This is a genomic window from Algoriphagus litoralis, from assembly GCF_003259255.1.
Classification (GTDB): Bacteria; Bacteroidota; Bacteroidia; order Cytophagales; family Cyclobacteriaceae; genus Algoriphagus; species Algoriphagus litoralis.
In genome coordinates, this window is record NZ_QGOL01000011.1 from 158,703 (window position 1) to 182,615 (window position 23,913).

A 23,913-nucleotide genomic window follows, 5' to 3' on the forward strand; every position below is an offset into this window, starting at 1 on the left:
ACTATTAAATCCTATCAAATTGTCGCTACCAACTTCACATCCAAATTCACTTCATCGTAAATCATCTTGTCACCCAAGTCTTCGAAAAAGTTACCTGATCTGAATTTGATATCATAGTGAGTTCTGTCAAACTTAATTGTGCCAGTGGCGGTCATTTTGTTGCCGGCTACGGCTACTTTGGCAGGGAAGCTTACAGGTTTTGTAATTCCTTTGATCGTCAAATCGCCAGTGATGGTATAATCTGTAGCACTAGTCGACTTTACATTCGTGATTTTAAAAGTTGATTTATTGAACTTTTCCACCGAAAAGAAATCATCAGACTTCAGGTGATTGGTCAGATTTCCCTTTGATTTTGGATCTGTCAGATCTTCTACAGTCAGGTTTGTCATGTCCATTTCGAAGGATCCACCGGTAATTTTTCCATTTGAATAGTCAAGTTTCGCATCAGAAATGGGCACATAGCCCCAATGCTCTCCGGTTACTTTGCTGGCTTTCCAGGTAACTGTGCTTTCTGTTTTGTTCACTGTGGCAGGAGCCATTTTTTCATTCGTTGCCAATAATGCTCCGAATGCTAGGATTAGTGTTGTAATCATTTTCATAGGACTAACTGATTTGGGTTGAATTTTTTTGGTTTAAAGGTTTAGACTCTTGATGAATCAAAATGTTTAACGGAAGCCGAATTTTGAGTTCTTGAAAGTTGATGAAAGGTAAATAAAATAGATCCAGTGGTAAAATAAATTTTTTGTTTATGATTTTGCCAAAAGCCCAAACTCCACCTTCCCATGTCCATCAGGTGTGGTGTAGAAAGGCCGCTTTTCGATTTCGTAGTTTTTATCGGGAGGAATTCCCAAGGCATGATAAATGGTCTGATGGATCCCTTCGATTTTGATCGGATTTTCGATGGTCTTGCAGGGGCGCTCGTCGGCGGTTTTTCCAAAGACATGCTCTCTCTTGATTCCTCCTCCGAACATCAACACGGAACAACCATCTGTGAAGTGCCGGTGCATGCCGTAGTTTTTCATGTCCTCGATGATATCGGGTACTTCCACCTGGTCTTGGACCTTGAGGTCAGGTCGGCCTTCCATCAGCATGTCCCGACTAAATTCACTGGCTACGATCACCATCGTGCGGTCTAGCTTGCCACTTTGATCCAAGTCTTTGATGAGTTGGGCAATTGGGCCATCGATCAGTTTCTTCATGTCAGTGAGGCGGGTATGGCCGTTGTCATGGGTATCCCAACCGAAAAATGGCTCATATTCGGTAGTCACCGTGATGTATCGAGCACCCTGATCCACGAGTCTTTTTGCCAAAAGGCATCCCAATCCGAAGCGACCTGTGTTATACTTATCATAACTTTCCTTAGGTTCCTGACTGAGGTCAAAGGCCTTGGCTTCGGGAGAATTGAGCAACATGTATGCCTGTTCCATGGATCGTTTGAGGGATTCCTTTTGGTAATCCGAGCCAAATTCCCCCATAGGACTTGCAGCGACCAGGTCATTGTAAAGCTGATTTCTCCCTTCAAAACGTTTGTAGTCCATTCCCACGGGAGGTCTTACCGCTTCCAATCCGGCAGAAGGATCAGGAATGAGAAAAGGCCCGTACTCCGAACCTAAAAATCCGGCAGAGTGAAAGGCTTTCAGTTCTTCTCCTTCCCCGACGGTAAAGCGCTGCCCGATATTGATGAAGGGAGGGATAACCGGATTGAGTGGGCCTTTTTCCTTAGCGATCCAGCTTCCCAAATGAGGAACTACCACGGATTGCGGTGGTTCATAGCAAGTGTGAAAATGATACTGATGTCTTGTATGGAGAATGTGTCCCAAGTCAGCTGCCTGATAAGATCGAATCAAAGTGCCTTTGTCCAGTACCGAAGCGATGTTTTCTAATCCTTCGGAAAGGAAGATACCATCCAGTTTGGTTGGGATGGAAGGAAAAGTACTCAGCACTTCCTTGGCTTCCATTCCTTTGCGGAAAGGGGTGAATTTCTTCGGATCAAACGTCTCGGTATGGGCCATGCCACCAGCCATGAAAAGCAAAATCACCGAGTCGGCGGTTGTCGGTATTTTACTTTCGCAAGAGGAAAGCAATCCAGCGAATGGAGCCCCCATGCCCATCGTTGAAATGGCCGCAGCGCTGGTTTTCTTGAGAAAGTCCCGTCGGGTTTGGAGGTATTTCATGGCAATCAGTAGATCAATTGGAATTCGGGTAAGAGGAATACTGCCCAAAGTAAATCTTGGACAGCTGCAGTATTGGGTTTTAGGCCAAGAGCTTTTTGAGCCACTTCGAGTTCTTTGGGACTTGGTTTTCGGAGCAGAGCTTTGGCGTAGAGATTTTCCGTGAGGATCACCGGATCGGTGAATGCCGCCGCCCATTTTTCACCTCCTTTGACCAGTGATTTGTTCAGTTTTTCCCCATTGCTAAGCTCCAAAGCTTGTAGCAGACTTGCTTGGGAATCTCTGCTGGTGGAGACGATTTCCCGATTGGGACGACCAAGTGCTTTTAGAAATTCATTGTTTGCTACTAAAGATGCCCTTGCAAAGCTTAGATTGGTTTTCGCCTCGGGAATCAATTGGTAAGGACGGAATTTGACTTCGACTGAGTCAAAAAGCGGGGCAGAAATTTCCGCCACAGCATCTGCAAACTGCTCTGCTGTGATTCGGCGACGAATAACCCCTTGGAATTTGAAGTCTTGGGAAAGTAGTTTTTCAGGTGAGGCTACGGTGATCGAAGGGCTTTGGTAGATTTTAGAGGTGGTGATCTGATAGATCAGACGCTTGAGGTCATAGCCATTTTCCACAAAATCTACCGCCAACCAATCCAGCAAGTCCTGACTCCAGGGCGCATTGTCCATTTCATCTACCGGCTCTACCATGCCTCGCCCCATGAGCTGTTTCCAGATTCGGTTGACCACCGTGCGGTACATTCGGCCATTGGCAGGTTGCACGAGTTGGTCGGCGAGCTGCCGTAGCTTTTCGGCTTTGGTAGCCATAGAGTCAATTTCTCCAAGCTCCTCCCAGAGGATTTTGGTTTGGGCTAGTTTGCCGGTAGGCTGCTCGCAGCGGCTTACTTCCAGAGTGGAGTCTGCGAAAATATTGGCAAAAGCATAAGCCTGCTCCAGTTTCCAGTCGCTGATAAAGCTATCGTGGCAGGAGGCGCATTTCAGATTCAATCCCAAAAGAACCTGCCCGACATTTTGGGCTGCCTGCATTTCGGTACGCTGGGAGGCGTTGACGGTACCTCTCCAGCGGATGCCCTCGATGAAGCCTTTGGATTTTTCATTCGGGTTTATCAATTCTTTGACAAATTGATCATAGGGTTTATTCTCCCGGATGGATGTGTAGAGCCAGTCTGTGATAGCGAATCGTCCACCCGTGATGTAACCGGTACCGGTGTAGTCATTTCGGAGCGCGTCGTTCCAGAAGGTCAACCAATGCTGGCTGTAATCATCGCTGCGATTAAGCAGATTTTGAATCCAGATTTCCCGTTTGTTGGGATGTGTGTTCGACTGAAAAGTCTCCAATTCTTCTGGAGTAGGCAAAAGCCCAATAATATCAAGTGATGCTCTTCGCAGAAAAGTCCGGTCATCTACCGGGGTGTTCCAAGAAAGTTGGTTTTGCTCGAAGTACTGATCGACCCATCGATCAATTGGGTTTTCCAAACCGGGTTTCGCAGGAGGCAAATTTGGTTTTCTCGGTGCCAAAGCAGCCACCCGGTACACCGACTGCTGGGCGACTCCATCGGGCCAGGGTGCGCCTTTTTGCACCCAAAGCGTCAGTAGCTGAATCTCTTCCTTGCTAAGGAGTTTGCCCTTTTCGGGCATCACATCTTTATGGTTTTTAGGTAGGGAAATTCGGCGAATCAATTCACTTTGACTGGGATCTCCGGGAACGATGATGGGACCGCTTTCGCCTCCTGCAAAGACAAATTCCTGTTCATCCAATCGCAACTCTCCTTCGATTTTAGCACCAGAGTGGCATTTGTAGCAGTTGTGAGCTAGGACTGATCGGACATTGGTCACGAGTTGGATTTCTTTTTCCGGCGAAAGCTCGGAAGCAAAGGCAGCCAAGTCTACAGTCAGGGATTGGGGAGCGTCTTGTCCATTATTGCTCGGCAAAACTTCTGTGAGGTAATCTTCTCCATGGGTCAAAGCCGCGCCAAAATGTCCGGATACTCCAATGCCAATACCAGTCAAGAAAAGGAAAAATCGGTAAGTTTTGATCGATGTGGTCGATGGGTTGAGTTCACTTTTGCGCAGCAAAGCCAAAAGAAAGGCCGAAAGACCGGCACTGCTCAGACCGATGATGCGGTGGAGGTCAAGGGTACTGCCTGACATGCCTTCGTTCTCGGCAAGAAGCCAACCCAGCCCTGCTGATCCCAAAGCTGAAACTGCTCCTAAAATGACCAAAAAACGGATAGCTGGCCGGAAGCTGTGGCGGAAACTTCCCAAGGTAAAGAGCTCCATCACCACAGCTACCAAGAGCAGCGCAATGGGGAAATGGACCAGCATCGGGTGAAGTCGTCCTAAAAGCTGGAACGGCCATAAATCTGAAAGGAAGTTATTGCCGAGAATCAGTGTGGGAATGGGGAAAAATTCCGTCCAATGGTAAACAGTAAAAACATCAATTATAGAAGTCATTCGCTGATATTCAGTAGCCAAAAATATAAGCCTTTAAGCTTAGTAAACTGTCCTTGGCTTTGATTTTTTATCCTAATGAAAGAGAAAAATTTGCAAGTCTGTAGCGTAGGGAAAGATTATTTCGTTGTCAATTCAAAATTCAACAAATGATTTATGAGGCTATCCTACCTATTTTTTCCCTGTCTGATTTTCATAGCGAGTTGCGTTGATAAAAATGAATTCACATCTGTCCTTGAAATAGATCCCCTTACCCAAAATGGCGATGTTTTTATCTCTGAGGAAGGGGAGGAATATTGGATGGGATGTGAGAATTCCTATTGCTATGGATTCTCAGCGGGTGCCCCCGAAAGCGAAAAAACACTCCAAAACCTAGTCATTCCGAATAACCTTCCGGCATCTTTTGACCTTTCCAATTTTCTTCCAGAGGTAGGAAACCAAGGTCGTTTGGGATCCTGTACAGCTTGGGCTACCACGTATTACGGAAGAAGCTTGCTTTACAACTTCAGTGAAAATAACTCACGAACTCAAGGGGTCCAACTGAGTCCTTCTTTCGTTTACAATCAGATCACTAAAGGGCAATGCAAGGGAACCTCAATTTCGAAATCCCTGCAGCTTTTGGTAGATCAGGGAGCGAGCGAGTTGGAAGTTTTTCCTTATCAATCCACTGGATGCAATCTGCAGCCCAATGAAGAACAACGTGCAAATGCCAGCAACTTTAAAATGAATGATTTCAAATTCCTAAGTGGTCAAAATATGGTGGATGAAGTGAAAACGCTCATCACTCAGGGTAATCCTGTGGTGGTGGCAATGGGGTTGGATCCGGAGTTTGGCAAAAAAGATGAGATGGGGCTGAGCGCCTACCGTCCTCATCGGGTGAAAAAGGACAAAATCTTTGGAGCGCATGCGATGCTCGTGGTCGGCTATTCGGATCAATACAAAGCTTTTAAACTGGTGAACTCTTGGGGAGAAGGATGGGGAGATCAGGGTTTTGTCTGGGTGGATTATGAAGCATTTGAAAATGTATTTGAGGTAAATAATCCATTCCGTGTACTTTGTCAGGCATTGGTGGTCCTGAATTAGAAAAAGTAAAGTTTGGTATAAAAAAACGGCCCCGGAAAAACATTTTCCCGGGGCCGATTTCATTTTTTATTCTGATTTATCAATCTGAAGGGACATTTTTGAACTCAATCTCCAAGATACTCATCAGGACTTGATCACCCTTTGCATCGGCATTTTTAAAGATAAAATACAGATCCTGCATGCCACTGGTAGGTTTGATTTTCACGATTGCCCGGTTGGCATTTTGTCTTCTCCACTCAATCGGATTGACTCCCTGAGGAGGTCTGAATCCTCCGCCTTCTTTTCTTCCGATCTTTTCAGACTGACCTAGTAATTCGCCCGTAGGTGAACCGAGACGGATCTCAACAGCTCCTCCGATACCTCCATTTCGTTGGTTTATGGCTGATAAGACATCGATTTGCTGAATTCCCGTCAGGTCGATTTGCTTGAGCGCAAACTGGGAGTTGTCACCAGCCATGAAGAAATTCACACTAGGTGTGGTCAAAAGCTGTACGCCCTTACGCTCGACCGAAGCCTGAGGATTGATAAACGGGTTTTTCAAGGCCACATAGTCCAGTCCATTGAGTGAGCTGATATTTCCGGCCCCTTTATCCGCATAAGAAGCCCTGAGTAGGAAGCTGCCTTGGCCGTTTTCTCCTTCTGGCACGACTGCATTTACTTTTCCGCTTAATGGCAAGGAAGCAATATTGGCCTGAGTATCATCCATGGCAAGGATGTAATCCACCATTCTTCTGGCATCCGTTTCGCTCAATGAAGGGTGAGCACTCATGCCATGATCGCCCCAAACGCCTGATCCGCCATTGATGATTTTGCCAATGAGGTATTTAGTGTTCTCTTCTGAGTTAGGGTATTTGGTAGCCACTGCCGCATAGCTTGGACCGATAGATTTCTCCTCGTATTGATGGCAAGACTTACAGTCGCTGGCTTCGATGAGGTTTTTTCCTAGATTTAGGATAGCCGCGTTTTCGACCCCACTTTGCTTGGACGCAATCTCAATCGGATCAAATCCTGCTGGCACGTAATCGAAGGTGACGGCAACTTCTTCCCCTTTGATTTTGCCGTCAGTCGTGCTTCCGTCTTCTTGATCTGCTACGGAAATGGAATAATCTAATTCGTTTTCACCAAACCAGAAGCTACGATTCTTCCCGCCAAAATCAATGACAACTACTGGAGGCTCATTTCCCGCGATCACTTCCAAAGAAGCGGAGTTTTGCTCTCCTTTCGTATCGGTGACGGTCAAGTTTACCTGATAAGTACCTGCTTCGGTAAAGTTGAAACTTGGATTGGCCTCCGTCAAAGTCTGATCAAAACCAGATGCGTTGGTTATATTCCATTCATAGGCCAGTTTGCCTTGGTCATAGTCGTCATAATCATTGGTGCCTTCTGAAGAGAAATTGACAGTCAATGGGATTGCTCCTGAGGTTTTGTCTGCTTCCGCAGTGACGTTTGGTTTTCTATTGCCGGCGTTGTATTCGATTTTAATCAAGCGGGAGTTGGCGTTGCCACGGAACCATGCCGAGCCGTATTCCAAAATATAAAGTGAGCCGTCAGGGCCGAAATCCATGTCAATTGCTGAGCTGAAGGTTTCGTTTGGAAGAAATCGCTCCATGCTTTGGTAATCCCCGTTTTCATCCATCGTCACGGCAAAAATCCATCCCCTCATGAAATCTACAATCAACCATTTTCCTTCATAATAAGCGGGAAAAACGAAAGGCGCACCTTCTTTATAATCTGCTTTTCTGAAAACAGGTCCTCCGGTAGCACTCCGTCCCGAGCTTCCCAATTCAGGGAATTTCTCAGAGGTGCCGTAGGGATAGTAGATCATCGCAGGCACTACAGGTGTAGGAAGCTCCCGCAAACCGGTGTTGTTGACCGATTCATTGACAGGGGCATTGACATCGTAAGGCGCACCATAGGAGCTATCTGCGTGATTGTGTCTGTTGTAAGGAAAATTATCTCCGATAAAGTACGGCCAGCCAAAGAATCCCGGGCCTTTTGCCTGATTGAATTCATCGTAACCTTTGGGTCCCCAGATGGAATCTACGGAAGCATCCGGACCCACTTCTCCCCAATAGAGATAACCTGTTTTGCTATCCAATGTTGGTCTCCAAGGGTTTCTGTGGCCCATGGTATAAATTTCCGGTCGGGTTTTTTCTGTTCCCTGAGGGAAAAGGTTGCCTTCGGGAATGGTATAAGTGCCATCATCTTCCGGGTGAATTCTGAGGATTTTTCCTCGCAGATCGTTGGTGTTGCCCGGAGCACGCTGATCATCCGAATTTTCCATTCCAGGTCTTTCATCGAGATTCGAGGAGCCTTCACGTGGATTTACGGTGTTGTTTCCCACAGTCAGGAAAAGATTTCCTTCTGCATCAAAGACCATCCCGCCTCCGGTGTGACAACATTCCTGTCGCTGAGTCGGTACCTCGAGGACAATTTTCTTGGAGGATTCGATGAGTTCATTTCCTTTGAGTTCCCATCTAGCCAACACGTGCTTTGAATCAGTCGGATCGGCATAATACATGTAGATCCAATTGTTTTTTGCATAGTCCGGGTGAGCGATCACGCCCATCAGCCCTTCCTCGGCCTCACGCACTACCCCTTCTTTGTTGGTGTATTTCGTATTGACAGGAATGGTGGCGACTAGAGTCATTTCACCCGTTTTTTCATCCAAAATCTTCACCCCGCCTTTTCGCTCTACAATGAGGATCCGGCTATCAGGCAGGAATGTCATTTCCATCGGTTCGTCCATGCCTTCAGTGAGGACGACTTTGGTGAAGCGATTATCTTCGGGTTTAATGGTGGGATCGTCCTCAGTTTTGCAGGACAAAAATCCCAAGCTCAAAAAAAGTACTGGGAGTACTTTCCATAGGAATCTGGTTAACATAGGTTATTGGATTTGAGACGTTTTTTAAAAGGGTATTTTTTCTATTGTCTCAATTGTGAACAAAAGAATCTCAATTTCCAAAACTTATTTCTGATGCGGTCTGAAAATAGGATAAATGAAGCGTGGAAATGATTGATAGTTTGAGGAATACGAAGGTTTTTACATTCCTGATTTGCGAATAAGAATATTTCACTATTTCCATTGGTCAAAAAATCATTTAAGCTAATTCTGCTTTCCTTATATTTTGATTCAAGTCTGATATCTCATGAAAAAAATCCTATTTCTACTTCTGATTTTGCCAGGTTTATTACTAGCTCAAAATCACGAAACAAACATCAAACTGATTTTTGAGACCGAGCTTTCCCAAGGGCATACGTATCAAAATCTCCGGTATCTCACCAAGAAAATTGGACATCGATTGGCGGGTTCTCCGGGTGCTGCAGCTTCTGTAGAGTGGACGCGTCAATTGATGGAAAGTTACGGATTTGACACTGTGTATCTCCAACCTGTAATGGTGCCACACTGGGAGCGCGGAGGGAAGGATGTCGTCAAAATCGTCAATTCTTCAAAACATGGAACGGTGGAATTGAACGCCTTGGCTCTGGGAAATACTCAGGGTACCGGGCCCAAAGGTCTGGTGGGTGAGCTGATCGAAGTGAAAAGCATCGAGGAGCTTCGTGCCTTGGGAGAGAAAGTAAAGGGCAAAATTGTTTTTTTTAACGGCCCGATGGATCCTCGGAAAGTTGATGCTTTTCAAGCGTATGGTGGTGCAAATGCTCAGAGGAGTTCTGGGGCAGGGGAGGCTTCGAAATTAGGAGCGATCGGGACTTTGGTCCGTTCGCTCAGCCCGACAGTCAATGACATTCCCCATACCGGAAATCAACGCTACAATCCTGACTTTCCCAAAATCCCTGCAATCGCGATCAGCACCGCAGATGCTGAGCTGCTCAGCGATCTGCTGGAAGATCAGCCGGACCTGAGAGTGTACTTGGAATCGCACGGAGAGATGAAGCCAGACCAACTTTCCTACAATGTAATCGGGGAGCTTTGGGGATCAGAAAAGCCGGAAGAAATCATCGCAGTAGGAGGTCATCTTGACTCTTGGGATGTGGGAGAAGGTGCCCATGATGACGGAGCAGGCTGCATTCAGGCGATTGAAGTTTTAAGACTGTATAAGTCCATGGGCTGGAAACCGAAGCGGACCCTTAGAGCCGTGATGTGGATGAACGAGGAAAATGGCCTGCGGGGAGGTCAGGAATATGCAAAAGTAGCCAAAGCAAAAGGTGAAAAACACATCGCTGCGATCGAATCAGATTCAGGAGGATTTTTGCCGACGGGCTTTACCTCTACAGGAACAGAGGCGCAGCGGGCCAAGCTTCAGTCTTGGGGAGATTTGCTTTTGCCCTATCAGCTATGGAATCTGGACAAGCCGGGAGGAGGCGCCGATATAGGTCCGTTGCGGGATCAGGGGCCGATTTTGATTGGGCTGAAGCCGGATTCACAGCGGTACTTTTACCTCCATCACACCGAAGCGGATGTGTTTGAAGCCGTGGATCAGCGGGAGTTGGAACTTGGGGCTGCAGCCATGGCAGCGTTGGTTTACCTCATTGATCAGGAAGGGATTTGAAAGCTATAGTGATCCTTTGGATTTATGAATAGGCAGTTTCATTTTCTTGTCACTAAACTATTTATTAACAGGTTGTTTTTAATTTTTTAGCAGTAATGCTAAAAGAAAGGTAGTTATTGCAGCCGATTTTGAGCCTTTGAATGGCTCGCCCAATAAGAATAGAATGACCAAAGTGAAGGTGAGTGTGCTGATGGCGGTGTTTGATACCCCGTTTGAATTGGTGAAAAGAGCGCTTGATTCGGTACTGAATCAGGATTTTGAGGACTTTGAGTTGTTGGTCATCGATGATGGAAGCAAGGTGGAGTTGAGCCTTCAGATGATTCAGTTTTGCGCCAGCTACCAAGAGAAAACCAGCTACATCCGTTGCAGAAATCAGGGTCAATCCCTTGCCATCAATCGGGCAGTCCACTTTGCCAAAGGGGAGTATATCACGATCATCGACGCAGACGATGAATACAAGCCCAATCACCTCAGCTCCTGCATGCATGAAATGGAGCATGCGGATCTGATTTCATCCCTTACTGAGACGGTCGTGTCCAGTAATGAGGATTACTACGTGGCCGATAAGTATGATTTGCATAAAAATATCCACGTCGACGACTGTATACTATTTGCCACATTGTTTGGGAAAAAGGAGGTATTCAGATCCATCCACTTCGAAAATCAATATTCAGCCGATTCCCATTTTTACGAGCAAGCAGCTAAGCAATACCGGGTAAAAAAGTCCCAAAAACGAACCTATATCTACTATCGGAATATCGCCTCAAGCATCACTGCCATGCATAAACTCAACAGGTTGGCGCTTTCCTGATCAGGATGAAAATCTCGAAAAATTTAATCTGTGCCTCTCTTTTCACCGGAGTATTTGATGTCAACCGAAGCGAATTACTCCCAGAGGACAATTTCCTGCTTATCGAAAAGTGGTGTCTTTCCATCCAAAAACTTGACTTGAAAGGGGTCGTTTTTCACAATACTTTTTCCGAAAAGACAATTGCTGAAAATGAAAATAAAAACATCCAATTCATCAAAGTAGATTTCAACACCACGTTGAATGCGAACGTCTATCGGTATTTGGTGTATTTCGACTTTCTGAAAAAGCATCAATCTCAGATCGAGCAGGTATTTTTCACAGATATCTCTGATGTGGAGGTGGTGAACAATCCTTTTTCTGATCCTTTTTTCATTCGGAACCCAAGCAGCTTATTCTGTTGTGATGAGGCTGAAATTTTGGATAATCCCTGGATGAAGAATCATTGTAGACACCTTCGGGATTGGATCTCTGACTTTCACCTTTTTGAAGAAAAGTACAAAGGGAATAAACTTTTGAATTGTGGCGTGATCGGTGGCCGGACTGAAACGATGCTTTCGCTCCTTGAGGAACTCTGCTGGATCCACTCAACGATCACGATTCGTAACAAAACGTCCTTTACTTTGGATATGGGAGCATTCAATTATGTGGCCAGAACCCAATTTGCTGATCGGCTGAATCATGGCTTTCCGATCAACACGCAGTTCAAGGGCTATGAATCCGAGAGAATGGATTGTTGGTTTAGGCACAAGTAAGGTGGTCTTTATCCAATTCTAAGGATGACATTGCCGATTTTTTTTCCTGAAGCAACATAGGAGAAAGCAGCTTTCGCCTCATCCAGAGAAAATGTCCGATCGTCAATCAACGGCGTGAACTGGCCTGACAATACCAATTGCTGGACATAATTCATGCTTTCCAAAATGTTCAATGGAATCGGGAAAATGACTTTTTTATCGCCAAAAATCGGTGTGCTGAGTGCAAATGTCAGGTTCTCCCAGTTGGGTCCAAGTTCGGATGAAATGTAAATTCCCTTTGGTTTTAGTATGGGCTTGCACAAGGAAAACCGACTCTTTCCCACAGCGTCAAAGACGAAGTCGTATGCCATCTTCTCCTGTGTAAAATCTACTTTTTCCAAAGCAATGACTCGATCAGCGCCCAATGCTTTTACTTTGTCCACATCGATGGAATGACAAACCGCAGTTACGGTAATTCCTTTAGTTTTCAATAACTGAACGGCGGCTGAACCTATCGCGCCAGTTCCTCCATTGACTAAGACATGATTTCCCGGTTCTAATTTTACTTTGTTCAAAAAATTATAGGCATAGTGTGCTGCTTCGGCACAGGCCACGATTTTGTGAAAATCAATGCCATCGGGAATTTTCAGAATATTTCTTTCTGTAGAAAAGCAGACGTACTCAGCATGCGTTCCTATTCCATTGTCGCCAAATCCCCATACACGATCTCCAACTTTGAAATCTTTCACACCATCCCCAATTTTGTCTACAACTCCTGCGAAATCGGTTCCAGTCACTGGCACTTTTGGTTTTGGAAAACCGGCAAATGCACGCATCAGGTAGGGCTTTCCTGTCAGCACGCCGAGATCTGTTCGATTGACCGTAGTGGCCATTACATTAATTCTGATTTCATTGGGTTTTGGCTCCGGGATTGGAATATCAAGAACTTGGACGGATTCGACAGGGCCGTAATTGTATCGGACGGAGGCTTTCATAAGGATACTTTGAGATGGGGAAAAATTAAAAATCATTCCAGCATTCTAAAAACGTAATTTATCGATGCTGATCAATCAGAATGGTGTTTCCGTCAGGATCAAAAAAAAGTATACTCCCAGGTCCAGATGTTCCGGGGTTTACTTCCTGAGCGAGTTGGATTCCCTTATTCTTCAGCTGGGATTGAATGGTCCTCACGTCATCATATGAATCCAGTGTTTTGGCGCTTTGGTCCCAACCCGGATTGAATGTCAGGATGTTTTTGTCAAACATCTGGTGAAAAAGTCCGATCAGGGTATCTTCATTTTTCATAATCAAATAATTCATCTCCTCACTTCCACCGAATACGGTGAATCCCAAATGTTCGTAGAACTCTTTGGATACTTGCAGATTTTTAACTGAAAGACTGATGGAAAATGCACCTAATTTCATGTTGAGCCCGGATTTGATTCATTGAAAATAAGAATTCCATCTGTCTTTTTTGATGTTGGATCAAAAGAACTAAGGCTTATAAAAATGAAAAAGCCCCGATTTCTAAAAATCGGGGCTTCGTATTTTTTAGTCATTTCCTAAAAATGGATATCGGTAATCTGTCGGTGAGACAAAAGTTTCCTTGATCGTACGTGGTGAAACCCATCGCAGCAGGTTGATCATGGAACCGGCTTTGTCGTTGGTTCCGGAAGCTCTTGCACCGCCAAACGGCTGCTGTCCGACTACTGCTCCGGTTGGCTTGTCGTTGATGTAGAAATTGCCCGCGGCATTTCTCAGCTTTTGCGTAGCAAGTTCTACTGCGTATCGATCTTGGGAGAATACTGCTCCTGTCAAAGCATACGGAGAAGTCTGATCCACTAGCTCCAATACCGTCTCGAAATGCTCCTCGTGATAGACATAAATGGTCAAAACAGGTCCGAAAATCTCCTCGCACATCGTGGTGTACATCGGATCTTGGGTCAGAATGACGGTCGGCTGGATAAAATATCCTTTTGACTTGTCAAAGTTTCCACCAGCGATGATTTCCACACCTGGAGCTTTCTTCGCGTCTTCGATGTACTTGGCGATTTTGTCAAATGACTTCTCATCGATTACAGCATTGATGAAGTTGCTGAAATCTTCTGTACCGCCCATCTTCATGGAAGCGAGATCCTCGAGCATGTATTTTTTGACATCTTCCCAGAGATTGGAAGGGATATAGGCGCGGGAAGCGGCAGAACATTTTTGACCTTGATATTCAAATGCACCTCGAACCAATCCTACCGCCACAGCTTTAGCATCTGCAGATTTGTGGGCCAAGACGAAATCCTTGCCGCCTGTCTCACCGACTATTCGCGGATAGGATTTGAATTTGTTGATGTTTGCTCCTATAGTTTTCCAAATGTGTTGGAATACTCCAGTGGACCCTGTGAAGTGAATTCCGGCAAAGTCGGGATGCTTGAAAATAATGTCACCTGCAGTCGGCCCATCGACATAGATCAGGTTAATGACGCCATCAGGGACACCAGCTTCTTTGAATACTTCCATCAACACATTTGCGGAATAGATCTGCGTATAGGCAGGCTTCCAGACCACAGTATTTCCCATCATCGCTGCAGAAGTAGGGAGATTTCCAGCGATAGCCGTAAAGTTGAATGGAGTCAAGGCAAAAACAAAGCCTTCTAATGGACGCTGTTCCAATCTGTTCCACACGCCATTTCCTGATACAGGAGGCTGCTGAGCGTAGATTTCGCACATGTACTTCACATTGAACCGCAAGAAATCAATGAATTCACAAGCGGCATCGATTTCAGCCTGCATGGCATTTTTAGATTGCCCAAGCATGGTGGCTGCATTGATTTTTGCCCGGTAAGGGCCCGCTAACAGATCAGCTGCTTTTAGAAAAATCGCTGCTCGCTGCTCCCACGCTAAATTTTCCCAGGCCTCTTTTGCTCCCAAGGCAGCATTGATCGCTTGAGTCACATGTGAGGCGTCCCCTTCATGGAAGTATCCTAAAATATGCTGGTGATCATGAGGAGGGGACATGGGATGAGTGTTTCCAGTTCTCACTTCTTCACTTCCGATATACATCGGCACATCTACCTGTTTGGACCGTGCTTCTGCGAGCGCTTTTTGTAGTTCTTTTCGCTCTTGACTGCCCGGTGCATAGGCTTTTACCGGCTCGTTGACTGGAGTAGGAACATTGAAAAATCCTTTTAGCATAATATCTGGAGTTTATATGGTTTCTGAGCGGGCAAAGATAATGGATCGGTCCCGAATGGGAAGTGATTAGACTTACAAAAGCTCCTCCAATTCACGGAGGTGGGCAATTGTATAGGTTGGTTTCAGGTCAGTACTTTTTCCCTCAGGATTAAAATACACCTGATCAATTCCGGCGTTTTGTGCTCCAAGGATGTCTGAATTGGGATTATCTCCGATCATCAAACAAAGTTCCGGCACAGTGGCCAACAGTTCCATAGCATGTAGGAATATCCTAGGATCGGGTTTTTTATGGCCTGTCGTTTCTGAGGTTACGATCAGTTCAAAGAATATATTCAGGCCTGAAGAATTCAGTTTTTTAGCCTGAGATTCATTGAAACCATTCGTGATGACGTGGAGTCGGTATTTACCTTGGAGATAGGTCAGGATTTCTTTTGAGTAAGGAAACACATGCGGCTTGGAAGAAGTACGGTTCATGAAATCTTCCTCGAATTCAGCGGGAATAGCTAGGGCATTGCCACCTGCGTGGGTGAATATCCTAGGGAAGCGTTCCTTTCGCAGGTTAAGCTTGTCAATTTTCCCTACATTATACCAATCCCAAAGTTGGAAATTGACTGCGTGAAAAGCCTCGAAAAACTTTTCAAAGGTTGGGATGCCCATTTCTTGTAACTGATAAATCTGGTAAAGTTCAGAAAGGGATTCGGAAACATTTCGATCGTAATCCCAAAGCGTATGGTCGAGATCGAAGAATAAATGTTGGTAAGTTTTCAAGTAGGATTCAGCGTCTGTATTGATTGTATTGAATTTTGTTTATCGCCAGTTCACGATTGGATTTCAGGATTTCGAAGGTCTCCTGATCTCGGATGAGGCTAGGGTCTTTTTGGATAAACTTGAAGATCTGCTGAATGATTTCGATGTATTCTTCTAAAATGTAATAAAACATCCACTGATCCACCCGTCGACTTCCCAACAATCCGGCGTTTTTTAAGTATATCAAGTGTCGGCTTGTTTTTGTTTGGGTGAAATCAAGAATATGCTCTAGGTCAGAGATGCTCAATTCTTTGTTTAGCAAGAGTAAATGGATGATTCTGACACGAGATTCTTCGGAAAGTGCCTTAAAAATTCGCAATCCATAGGTTAAACTGATATTTTTGAGTCTCATTAGTAAGTTTTAACTTATAAATCGGATCGAAAATAAAATTTCAACCGAAATTAGATTAAAATCGCAAAAGCTTTTCGGGCTATCAACAGATTCAATATTCGTGAAAATTACTCAGCTTCTTCCTTTCGTTCTGATTTTTGGTTTGGGAATTATTTTCAATCCCTCCGGAGCTTTTGCCCAAGATGAGCAAGAGCGGAAAGTAATCCAGCTTTCCGGTATCATCTTGAATGCTGACAGTACAGATGCTGTGCCTGGGGTGAATATATATGTTCCGAAAAAAGGGCGTGGTACATCCAGTGGGCGATTTGGTTACTTTTCGATGCCTGTATTGGAAGGGGACAGTGTCGTGTTTACGTTTATCGGTTTGAAAAAACAATCCTTCAAAGTCCCTGAAAAAGTAGATAATGACCGAATCAGCTTGATTCTGACCATGCAAGTGGATGAAATTGCCTTGGCAGAAATCGAAGTCATGCCTTATCCTACGGAGGAAGAATTCAAAAAAGCCGTGATAGCCATGAATGTGGTCGACCCGATGGCTATCAGCCGATCCAACATGAGTCCGGAAATGCTGCTCCGCTGGGCTGAATCCATGCCTGCTTCGGGAGGGGAAAATTTCCGCTATTTCCAGCAGGGTCAGATGCTCCAAAATCAAGATCTCTACGGTCCTAGGCCACTCCGCATACTTGATCCCTTTGCTTGGTCTCAATTTATCAGATCCATCAAACGGGGTGATTTGAAAAGCAAAAACTAGAATCAGTCCTTCTTTAAGGATGTGCTTTCCAGATTGGTATTGCCTTGGGCTAAAATTACTTGCTGATTCGAGAAAGAATCCTTGGTAAACATTTGGTCAAATTTATTTAAAAGGATATCTTTGCGACTCATTTCTGAAAAGCAATAGAAAACTAGCTAAATCATGAAATCGAGCCTAAGGTGAATATCCGGTTTGGATAGGCATTTTTCAAGCGAGGTTCCATGTGACAGGTAAAAACAATAATAATCACATGAAAAAAGATATTCATCCAAATTACAGAGACGTCGTGTTTTACGATACGTCAAGCGAGTTCAAGTTTTTGACTAAGTCTACTATCGAGACTAGCGAAACTATGGAATGGACTGATGGCAAGACTTATCCAGTTTACAAAATCGAAGTAAGCTCTGAGTCTCATCCTTTCTACACTGGCAAGAAAATGCTACTTGACACTGCAGGTAGAGTTGAAAAATTCAACAAAAGATACGCGAAGAAGTAATTTGCTTCGGCTGTCGCCGAAAAAGTCTCCCGGAGCATGGATTCCGGGAGACTTTTTTATTTTTGCCCTATGAACCAGATTCTATTGTTTGACGATCCTGCGATTCGGGGGTCGCTTCTCCCATTCACTTTTACCCGTCCTGTCGCGGATATTCGGGTTGGGATTCTTAAGATTTCCGAGAAATGGCACAAGTACGCCAATATGGAAGTTTCTTATTTGACTCAGGAGTACCTCCAAGCTAAATTCCCCAGAAATTCGGCACCAGCTATGGCGGTAAATGGGGCTTGGCTTCCCGATCCTGAATCCATTGGTCGGCTAAAAAAATTAAAGCCAAATCAGGCTTTGTTTTGGGGGAAGATATTACTGGCGACTTACATCGGTGAAACTGAGAAAAATCTAAGCTTTGTCTCAGACCGAGAGGCCATTCATCTGGATACTGATCCTGCTCTGATCCAAAAAACCTGGAATATTTTTCAGCTTAATGCTTCAGAGCTGAAGAAGGACTATGCCCTTTTGACTAGGGGTAGGGAATCGCAACCGCTGAGCGATCCACACACCGTATGCTACGCGCCGGAGAATATTTTTATTGAAGTGGGAGCGAAAATAAAGGCAGCAGTGCTCAACGCTGAAGCGGGACCGATATACATTGGCAAAAACGCTGAAATCCAGGAAGGGGCTCTGATCCGTGGACCTTTTGCGCTATGTGAAGGATCTACGGTCAATATGGGAGCAAAACTTAGAGGTGACACGACCGTGGGGCCTTATTCCAAAGTCGGCGGAGAAATCTCCAATGCGGTATTCTTTGGGTATTCCAACAAAGGGCATGACGGATTTCTGGGGAATTCGGTGATTGGCGAGTGGTGTAACTTAGGCGCTGATACCAATACCTCAAATCTGAAAAACAACTATGCTCAGGTAAAACTTTGGGATTATACCAAAGGAGGATTTTCCAATACGGGACTGCAGTTTTGCGGACTGATGATGGGAGATCACTCCAAATGTGGAATAAACACCATGTTCAATACCGGTACAGTGGTGGGAGTCGGTTCGAATATCTTTGGGGACGGATTTCCCAGAAATTTTATCCCCTCCTTTTCGTGGGGCGGAGCTGCGGGTTTTTCTACCTTTTCCATGCCTAAATTTGAAGAGACCGTAAAGGCGGTATACGGTCGAAGAGGAAAAGACTGGACCCAAGAAGACAAGGAAATTATCGAACGGGTTTTTGATTTGACCAAAAGCTATAGAATTTGGGATAAAACAACCTGATCGACTTATTATGCAATTTTCAGAAATTCCAGGACTGCCCGAGACCAAAGAAAAGCTAATCAATGCGGTCAAGTTCAATCATTTGGCTCACGCACTGCTTTTCCATGGCCCCGAAGGCTCTGCTAATCTGACTCTAGCCTTAGCCTTGGCGACTTTTATGTATTGTGAGAATCCCTCCGAAAGTGATTCCTGTGGGACATGCCCCTCTTGCCAGCGTATGAGTCGATTGGTGATGCCTGATTTGAATTTTGCCTTTCCGGTGATCGCTAAGGAAAAAGAAGAAGATGACGATGAAAAAACTGATGTACTGACCAGTTGGAGGAAATTTGCAACGACTTTGCCCTACGGGAATGTACATGATTTCATCTATTTCAATGGGTTTGAGAAGAAGCAACTGAATATTTCCAAAGCATCAGCCCGCAAGATCATTCAGGCACTTTCGCTGATGTCATTTGAGGGCGGGTATAAAATCATGCTGATCTGGGCTCCGGAGTTTCTACACCCTTCAGCAGCAAATGCTTTGCTGAAAATCATCGAGGAGCCACCCGCAAAAACCATTTTTATGCTCGTCACCTCTCAAGCTGATCAGCTTTTGACGACGATCTTGTCGCGGACGCAGAAGATTTCGGTGCGCGCATTTTCTGATGAGGAAATCACTTCCCACTTAGTCGGGACAGGGCTTTGCGATAGTAAGTCTGCTGAGCAGATCGCCATGTTGGCCGATGGTAACATGCGGGAAGCCTACCGAATGGTGGATCAGGTCGAAGATAAGCAGGTGTCACAGATCCGCGATTGGTTCCGTCTCTGTGTGTCCAAAGACCTCAAGGAGATCTTTGACCTGGCGGACAAGTTTCATAAGGAGCCAAAAGAATCTCAAAAATCACTGATGCTGACCGGCCTGAATGTGACTCGGGAAATATTATTGAAAAATTTTGATTTAGACTCCCTGCTTAGGACCACAGAGGAAGACCGAAAATTCATCAATGCGATCAGTAAGCGCGTACTTACTGAAGACCATGCCATGAAACTTTACGACTCCTTCAATCAGGCACATTATCATCTGGAAAGAAATGGGAATGCAAAGATGATTTTTACCGATCTTTCGATGGAGATTCTGGTCATGATGGCCCAGAAAAAGTAAATTGATGGAAAAAAAAATAATCGGACGGAAGGAAAAAATCGCCCTTCCTGACTTGGGTCTCAAGCTAGTTTGGGCTAAAATTGACACCGGAGCCTATACCAGCAGCCTTCATGCCGAACATATCCGTGAAGAAATTGTAGACGGAGTAAACGTGTTGAAATTTGAGGTATTAATGGAAGGGCACAAGGATTTTACCGGCAAGACGGTTTCTTTTAAAGAGTACCGACAGAAGAAGGTGAAAAATTCCTTTGGTCAGGCAGAGACTCGGTACCTGATCACTACTAGAATCAGAATTGCGGGAGAATCTTTCTCTGCTGAATTCACGCTCTCGGATCGCTCCAGTATGAAAAATTCCATTCTCCTGGGGAGAAAAATCCTTCGTGACAGGTTTCTGGTCGATGTGAACTGCATCAACCTTTCCAAGGCCTTTCGCAAAAAGTAATTAAATCAAGTCTATGGCTCACTGAGGGGTTCCGGACCTTGAATGCACCACTTGGACACAAGTAAAGGGGTGGACATTGAGCATAAAAATACTATCTGATGAAAATCGCAGTCCTTTCGAGGAATTCAAATTTATACTCCACCAGCCGACTGGTCGAAGAGATCAAAAAAGCAGGTTATGAAGCGCTCATCGTGGATCATAGTCTCTGCGATTTGATCATTGAGCAGGAGGGCCCCTCCATTATATATCGTGGACAAAAGCTCGAGGGAGTAGATGCCATCATACCCCGCATCGGTGCGTCAGTGACCTTCTATGGCACTGCGGTAGTCCGTCAATTTGAATTGATGGGGGCGTTTTCTGCAGTTAATTCTCAGGCGATTGTGCGGAGTAGGGATAAGTTGAGAAGCTTGCAGATTCTTTCCAAAGCAGGGCTTGGCATGCCAAAAACTGCCTTTACAAATTTTTCCAAAGGAGGAGAAAAGCAACTGATCGAGCAGGTAGGCGGGGCTCCTTTGATCATCAAACTTCTGGAAGGTACGCAGGGTTTGGGGGTGGTATTGGCTGAAACCAAAAAAGCTGCCCAATCGGTGGTTGAAGCTTTTCATGGGCTCAAAGCTAGGATTATCGTTCAGGAATTCATCAAAGAAGCAAAGGGAGCAGATATCCGAGCATTCATAGTCAATGGCAAAGTGGTCGGAGCCATGAAGCGTCAAGGTGCAGAGGGAGAATTTCGGTCCAACCTCCATCGTGGAGGGGCCGCCTCAGTGATCAAACTTACCCGTGCAGAAAAGCAGGCAGCCTTGAACGCTGCCAAAGCCCTTGGGCTGGATATCGCGGGAGTGGATATGCTTCAGTCAGACAGAGGGCCATTGATTTTGGAAGTGAACAGTTCTCCAGGGCTGGAAGGCATCGAAAAGGCCACTGGGATCAATATCGCAGAGGAAATAATTAAATACGTGGCAGAAGGTGTGCGAAAAAAATCCTTCAAACGTGACCAAGCACAATGAATAGAAAAGTAAAAATCGGCACACGAGGTAGTAAACTGGCGCTCTGGCAGGCCTATCATGTAGAGGAGCTACTTCGAAAGGCTGAAATTGAATCAGAAATCGTCATCATCGATACCAAAGGCGATCAAATCCTGGATGTTTCCATTTCAAAGATCGGTAGCAAAGGAGTTTTTACACAAGAGCTCGAGGATCAACTTTTGGATGGCCGAATTGATATTGCAGTTCATTCGGCAAAAGATATGCAGTCGAGTCTACCAGCAGAATTTGAGATTATCGCCTTTACGGAGCGGGAAAAGGAAAATGATATTTTGCTTTCTACAAAAAGTGGAATAGCTATTCATGATCCGGAGAAAACCCTGGTTTTGGGTACCTCTTCTACACGTCGGGTGGCCACCCTGAAGCATTTCTATCCACATGTGAAAACGGTAGATGTGCGGGGAAATCTCCAAACAAGAATTCGAAAGATGGAAGAGGGACTTTGTGATGCACTTTTGCTCGCTTATGCCGGTGTACACCGCATGGGATACGATTCCATGATTGTGAAAGAATTGGATTTAGGGGAATTTACTCCGGCGGTGGGTCAGGGGTCTGTCGCGATTGAAGCAGCCAAGAGTTTGGATTCAGCTTTGCGGGAGCAAATAATCCAAGCCTGTAATCACCCCGAAACTGCCTCGAGGCTAAAGGCCGAACGGGAATATCTAAGAGTGCTGGAAGGCGGATGCAGTATACCGGTTTTTGCGCTGGCGAGTTTGGAAAACCATGCCTTGGTACTTAGGGGAGGGATTATTAGTTTAGATGGATTAAACCGAATTTCGTTTGAGGTTTCGGGTCAAGCCAATCAGGCTGAAGAACTGGGAAGGCAACTGGCGGACTTGGTTTTTGCCGCAGGCGGAAAAGAAATTCTCGATCAAATCAAACATCATAATCATGGCAATCAATAAAGTGGTGAGTTATTTTTTTGTCAGTTTATTGCTGGTCAGCAGTTTAGCTTGCGGGCAAAATAAGGACTATCTCGTCACCATCACGACTCGTCACGGAGAGATCCAGGCGGTGCTGTTTGATGATACACCGCAACACAAGAATAATTTCATCGCGCTGGCAGAGGCCGGACGTTTTGATTCGACGCAATTTCACCGGGTGATCAAGAATTTCATGGTTCAGGGTGGAGATGTCTTTGGCAAAGAGGGCTTACCTCCTCAAGAGTGGCCCACAATTCCTGCAGAAATCCTCCCACATCATTACCATCGGAAAGGAATGATCGCTGCCGCCCGTCAAAATGACAACATCAATCCCACCCGGGCGAGCAATGGATCCCAGTTTTATATCGTTCAGGGAAGAACCTATGAGGAGCTGGAGTTGACGACTGATTTTACCGCATTGCAAAAGGCTATACTTCAATACGTGCAGCTAGAGAGCCAACGGCCTTTGAAGGAGGAGTACAATAGGCTATATGCCGAGCAGAAATTTGACAGTCTGACTAATTTGATCCTTTCCAAGCGAGATGAAATAGCCCAGGCGCTGAAGCTCACCCTGACCAAAACATATACTCCCGAGCAAATAAAAGCTTATGCGACGATCGGGGGAACACCCCACTTGGATCGGGAATATACTGTCTTTGGGGAAGTGATATCGGGGATGGATGTGGTGGAGAAAATCGCACAGGAACCGACTACTCGGGAGGTACCTGATACTCCGGTATGGATGCAGGTGAAAGTAGAAAAAATGTCCAAAAAGAAAATCACTGAAGAATATGGCTATACCTACCCAGCAATCAAGTAAACCCAAAATCCTTATCACCGGAGCAAATGGCCTACTAGGACAAAAGCTCGTGGAGCAATTGGTCACCGGAGGGAAATTTGAGGTAATTGCCACAGGTAAAGGCCCATGTCGGCTCACAAGTGGAGGATTCAGCTACCAAGAGCTTGATATTACTGATCCTACCCAAGTCGATGAAGTAGTCAGTAGAATCGCGCCTGAGACGATAATTCACAGCGCCGCGATGACTAATGTAGACCAATGCGAATTGAATCAGGAGGAGTGTGTGAAGGTCAACGTGAATGCCACCCAATACTTGGTCCATGCAGCAGAGAAGATACAGTCCCATTTCATTTTCGTCTCGACGGACTTTATTTTCTCCGGTGAAAATGGCCCCTATGATGAGGAAGCAGAAGCTGCTCCGGTCAATTTCTATGGCGAGACTAAATTGATCGGCGAGTCTATGGTCAAAAATTCTACCACAACCTGGGCTATCGCCCGGACAGTGCTGGTTTATGGAATAGCCAATGACCTCAGCCGGACCAATATTATACTTTGGGTAAAGAGTTCACTGGAGGCGGGCAAAGAAATTCAGGTGGTAGACGACCAAGTCAGGACTCCCACCCTCGCGGAAGATTTGGCAGCAGGGTGTATATTGATAGCTGAGCAAAAGGCCAAGGGAGTCTTCAATATTTCTGGCTCAGATGTACTGACGCCCTATGATATGGCCATCATGACAGCTGATTTTTTTAAACTTAACAAGGACTTAATCAAGAAGTCGGATTCCACGCGATTTACTCAGCCAGCCAAGCGTCCCATGAAAACAGGCTTTATTATCGATAAAGCGAGAAATCAGCTGGGATTTGAACCCAAAACTTTCCGAACGGGAATAGGTATTTTAGCAAAACAAATTATCTTAGCCCGCTCTTAAAACGCAGTTTATA

Annotated in this window: 22 protein-coding genes; 13 read left to right on the forward strand and 9 right to left on the reverse strand. The window is 45.3% G+C overall.

Annotated features, from left to right (window positions below):
* Positions 1-14: 14 nt before the first annotated feature.
* The 3 genes from DK188_RS13805 to DK188_RS13815 form a co-directional block, all read right to left on the reverse strand.
* A complete protein-coding gene (locus DK188_RS13805; protein ID WP_111671406.1) occupies positions 15-599 on the reverse strand; it encodes a YceI family protein in 585 nt (194 codons plus the stop codon).
* Positions 600-746: 147 nt separating this feature from the next.
* Positions 747-2,174, reverse strand: a complete 1,428-nt coding sequence (locus tag DK188_RS13810; protein ID WP_111671407.1) for a DUF1501 domain-containing protein — start codon at positions 2,172-2,174, stop codon at positions 747-749.
* Positions 2,175-2,179: 5 nt separating this feature from the next.
* Positions 2,180-4,504, reverse strand: a complete 2,325-nt coding sequence (locus tag DK188_RS13815) for a DUF1549 domain-containing protein (protein ID WP_232825742.1) — start codon at positions 4,502-4,504, stop codon at positions 2,180-2,182.
* A gap of 282 nt (positions 4,505-4,786) precedes the next feature.
* On the opposite strand from DK188_RS13815, the gene DK188_RS13820 reads away from it, so the two are divergent.
* Positions 4,787-5,713, forward strand: coding sequence for a C1 family peptidase (locus DK188_RS13820; protein ID WP_111671409.1), 927 nt, complete (start codon positions 4,787-4,789; stop codon positions 5,711-5,713).
* A 79-nt stretch (positions 5,714-5,792) separates the two neighbouring features.
* Here DK188_RS13820 and DK188_RS13825 read toward each other — a convergent pair whose 3' ends face one another.
* Positions 5,793-8,597: a PQQ-dependent sugar dehydrogenase gene (locus DK188_RS13825; RefSeq protein ID WP_111671410.1), complete on the reverse strand. Its 2,805-nt coding sequence runs from the start codon at positions 8,595-8,597 to the stop codon at positions 5,793-5,795.
* A 265-nt stretch (positions 8,598-8,862) separates the two neighbouring features.
* On the opposite strand from DK188_RS13825, the gene DK188_RS13830 reads away from it, so the two are divergent.
* From DK188_RS13830 to DK188_RS13840, 3 genes are all read left to right on the forward strand, one after another.
* The gene (locus DK188_RS13830; RefSeq protein WP_111671411.1) at positions 8,863-10,224 is read left to right on the forward strand and encodes a M28 family peptidase; all 1,362 of its coding nucleotides are present in this window, start codon (positions 8,863-8,865) and stop codon (positions 10,222-10,224) included.
* A 163-nt stretch (positions 10,225-10,387) separates the two neighbouring features.
* Positions 10,388-11,035, forward strand: coding sequence for a glycosyltransferase family 2 protein (locus DK188_RS13835; protein ID WP_111671412.1), 648 nt, complete (start codon positions 10,388-10,390; stop codon positions 11,033-11,035).
* 5 nt (positions 11,036-11,040) lie between these two features.
* A complete protein-coding gene (locus DK188_RS13840) occupies positions 11,041-11,787 on the forward strand; it encodes a hypothetical protein (protein WP_111671413.1) in 747 nt (248 codons plus the stop codon).
* A gap of 8 nt (positions 11,788-11,795) precedes the next feature.
* Here DK188_RS13840 and DK188_RS13845 read toward each other — a convergent pair whose 3' ends face one another.
* The 5 genes from DK188_RS13845 to DK188_RS13865 all read right to left on the reverse strand — a co-directional run bounded on the left by DK188_RS13845 (position 11,796) and on the right by DK188_RS13865 (position 16,111).
* A complete protein-coding gene (locus tag DK188_RS13845; RefSeq protein ID WP_111671414.1) occupies positions 11,796-12,761 on the reverse strand; it encodes an NAD(P)-dependent alcohol dehydrogenase in 966 nt (321 codons plus the stop codon).
* Between the two features lie 58 nt (positions 12,762-12,819).
* Complete coding sequence (locus tag DK188_RS13850; RefSeq protein WP_111671415.1) at positions 12,820-13,191, reverse strand: VOC family protein; 372 nt, start codon at positions 13,189-13,191, stop codon at positions 12,820-12,822.
* Positions 13,192-13,317: 126 nt separating this feature from the next.
* Entirely contained in the window at positions 13,318-14,952 is a 1,635-nt protein-coding gene (pruA, locus tag DK188_RS13855) for an L-glutamate gamma-semialdehyde dehydrogenase (RefSeq protein ID WP_111671416.1), read from the reverse strand.
* A 72-nt stretch (positions 14,953-15,024) separates the two neighbouring features.
* A complete protein-coding gene (locus tag DK188_RS13860; RefSeq protein WP_111671417.1) occupies positions 15,025-15,720 on the reverse strand; it encodes a YjjG family noncanonical pyrimidine nucleotidase in 696 nt (231 codons plus the stop codon).
* 7 nt (positions 15,721-15,727) lie between these two features.
* Positions 15,728-16,111, reverse strand: a complete 384-nt coding sequence (locus DK188_RS13865; RefSeq protein WP_111671418.1) for an ArsR/SmtB family transcription factor — start codon at positions 16,109-16,111, stop codon at positions 15,728-15,730.
* A 130-nt stretch (positions 16,112-16,241) separates the two neighbouring features.
* On the opposite strand from DK188_RS13865, the gene DK188_RS13870 reads away from it, so the two are divergent.
* From DK188_RS13870 to DK188_RS13910, 9 genes are all read left to right on the forward strand, one after another.
* Positions 16,242-16,862 (forward strand): carboxypeptidase-like regulatory domain-containing protein, encoded by a 621-nt coding sequence (locus DK188_RS13870; RefSeq protein ID WP_232825743.1) that lies wholly within the window; start codon positions 16,242-16,244, stop codon positions 16,860-16,862.
* Between the two features lie 250 nt (positions 16,863-17,112).
* A complete protein-coding gene (locus tag DK188_RS13875) occupies positions 17,113-17,358 on the forward strand; it encodes a type B 50S ribosomal protein L31 (protein ID WP_111671526.1) in 246 nt (81 codons plus the stop codon).
* A 69-nt stretch (positions 17,359-17,427) separates the two neighbouring features.
* Entirely contained in the window at positions 17,428-18,624 is a 1,197-nt protein-coding gene (locus DK188_RS13880) for a GlmU family protein (protein ID WP_111671527.1), read from the forward strand.
* Positions 18,625-18,634: 10 nt separating this feature from the next.
* Positions 18,635-19,765, forward strand: a complete 1,131-nt coding sequence (locus tag DK188_RS13885) for a DNA polymerase III subunit (RefSeq protein ID WP_111671420.1) — start codon at positions 18,635-18,637, stop codon at positions 19,763-19,765.
* 4 nt (positions 19,766-19,769) lie between these two features.
* Positions 19,770-20,207, forward strand: coding sequence for an ATP-dependent zinc protease family protein (locus tag DK188_RS13890; protein ID WP_111671421.1), 438 nt, complete (start codon positions 19,770-19,772; stop codon positions 20,205-20,207).
* 98 nt (positions 20,208-20,305) lie between these two features.
* Positions 20,306-21,214 (forward strand): 30S ribosomal protein S6--L-glutamate ligase, encoded by a 909-nt coding sequence (gene rimK / locus DK188_RS13895; protein ID WP_111671422.1) that lies wholly within the window; start codon positions 20,306-20,308, stop codon positions 21,212-21,214.
* Complete coding sequence (hemC, locus tag DK188_RS13900; protein WP_111671423.1) at positions 21,211-22,155, forward strand: hydroxymethylbilane synthase; 945 nt, start codon at positions 21,211-21,213, stop codon at positions 22,153-22,155. The genes rimK and hemC overlap by 4 nt, the downstream gene beginning before the upstream one ends.
* The gene (locus DK188_RS13905) at positions 22,142-22,993 is read left to right on the forward strand and encodes a peptidylprolyl isomerase (protein WP_111671424.1); all 852 of its coding nucleotides are present in this window, start codon (positions 22,142-22,144) and stop codon (positions 22,991-22,993) included. Before hemC ends, DK188_RS13905 begins: the two co-directional genes overlap by 14 nt.
* A complete protein-coding gene (locus DK188_RS13910; protein ID WP_111671425.1) occupies positions 22,965-23,900 on the forward strand; it encodes an SDR family oxidoreductase in 936 nt (311 codons plus the stop codon). The genes DK188_RS13905 and DK188_RS13910 overlap by 29 nt, the downstream gene beginning before the upstream one ends.
* The last annotated feature ends 13 nt before the right edge of the window (positions 23,901-23,913 follow it).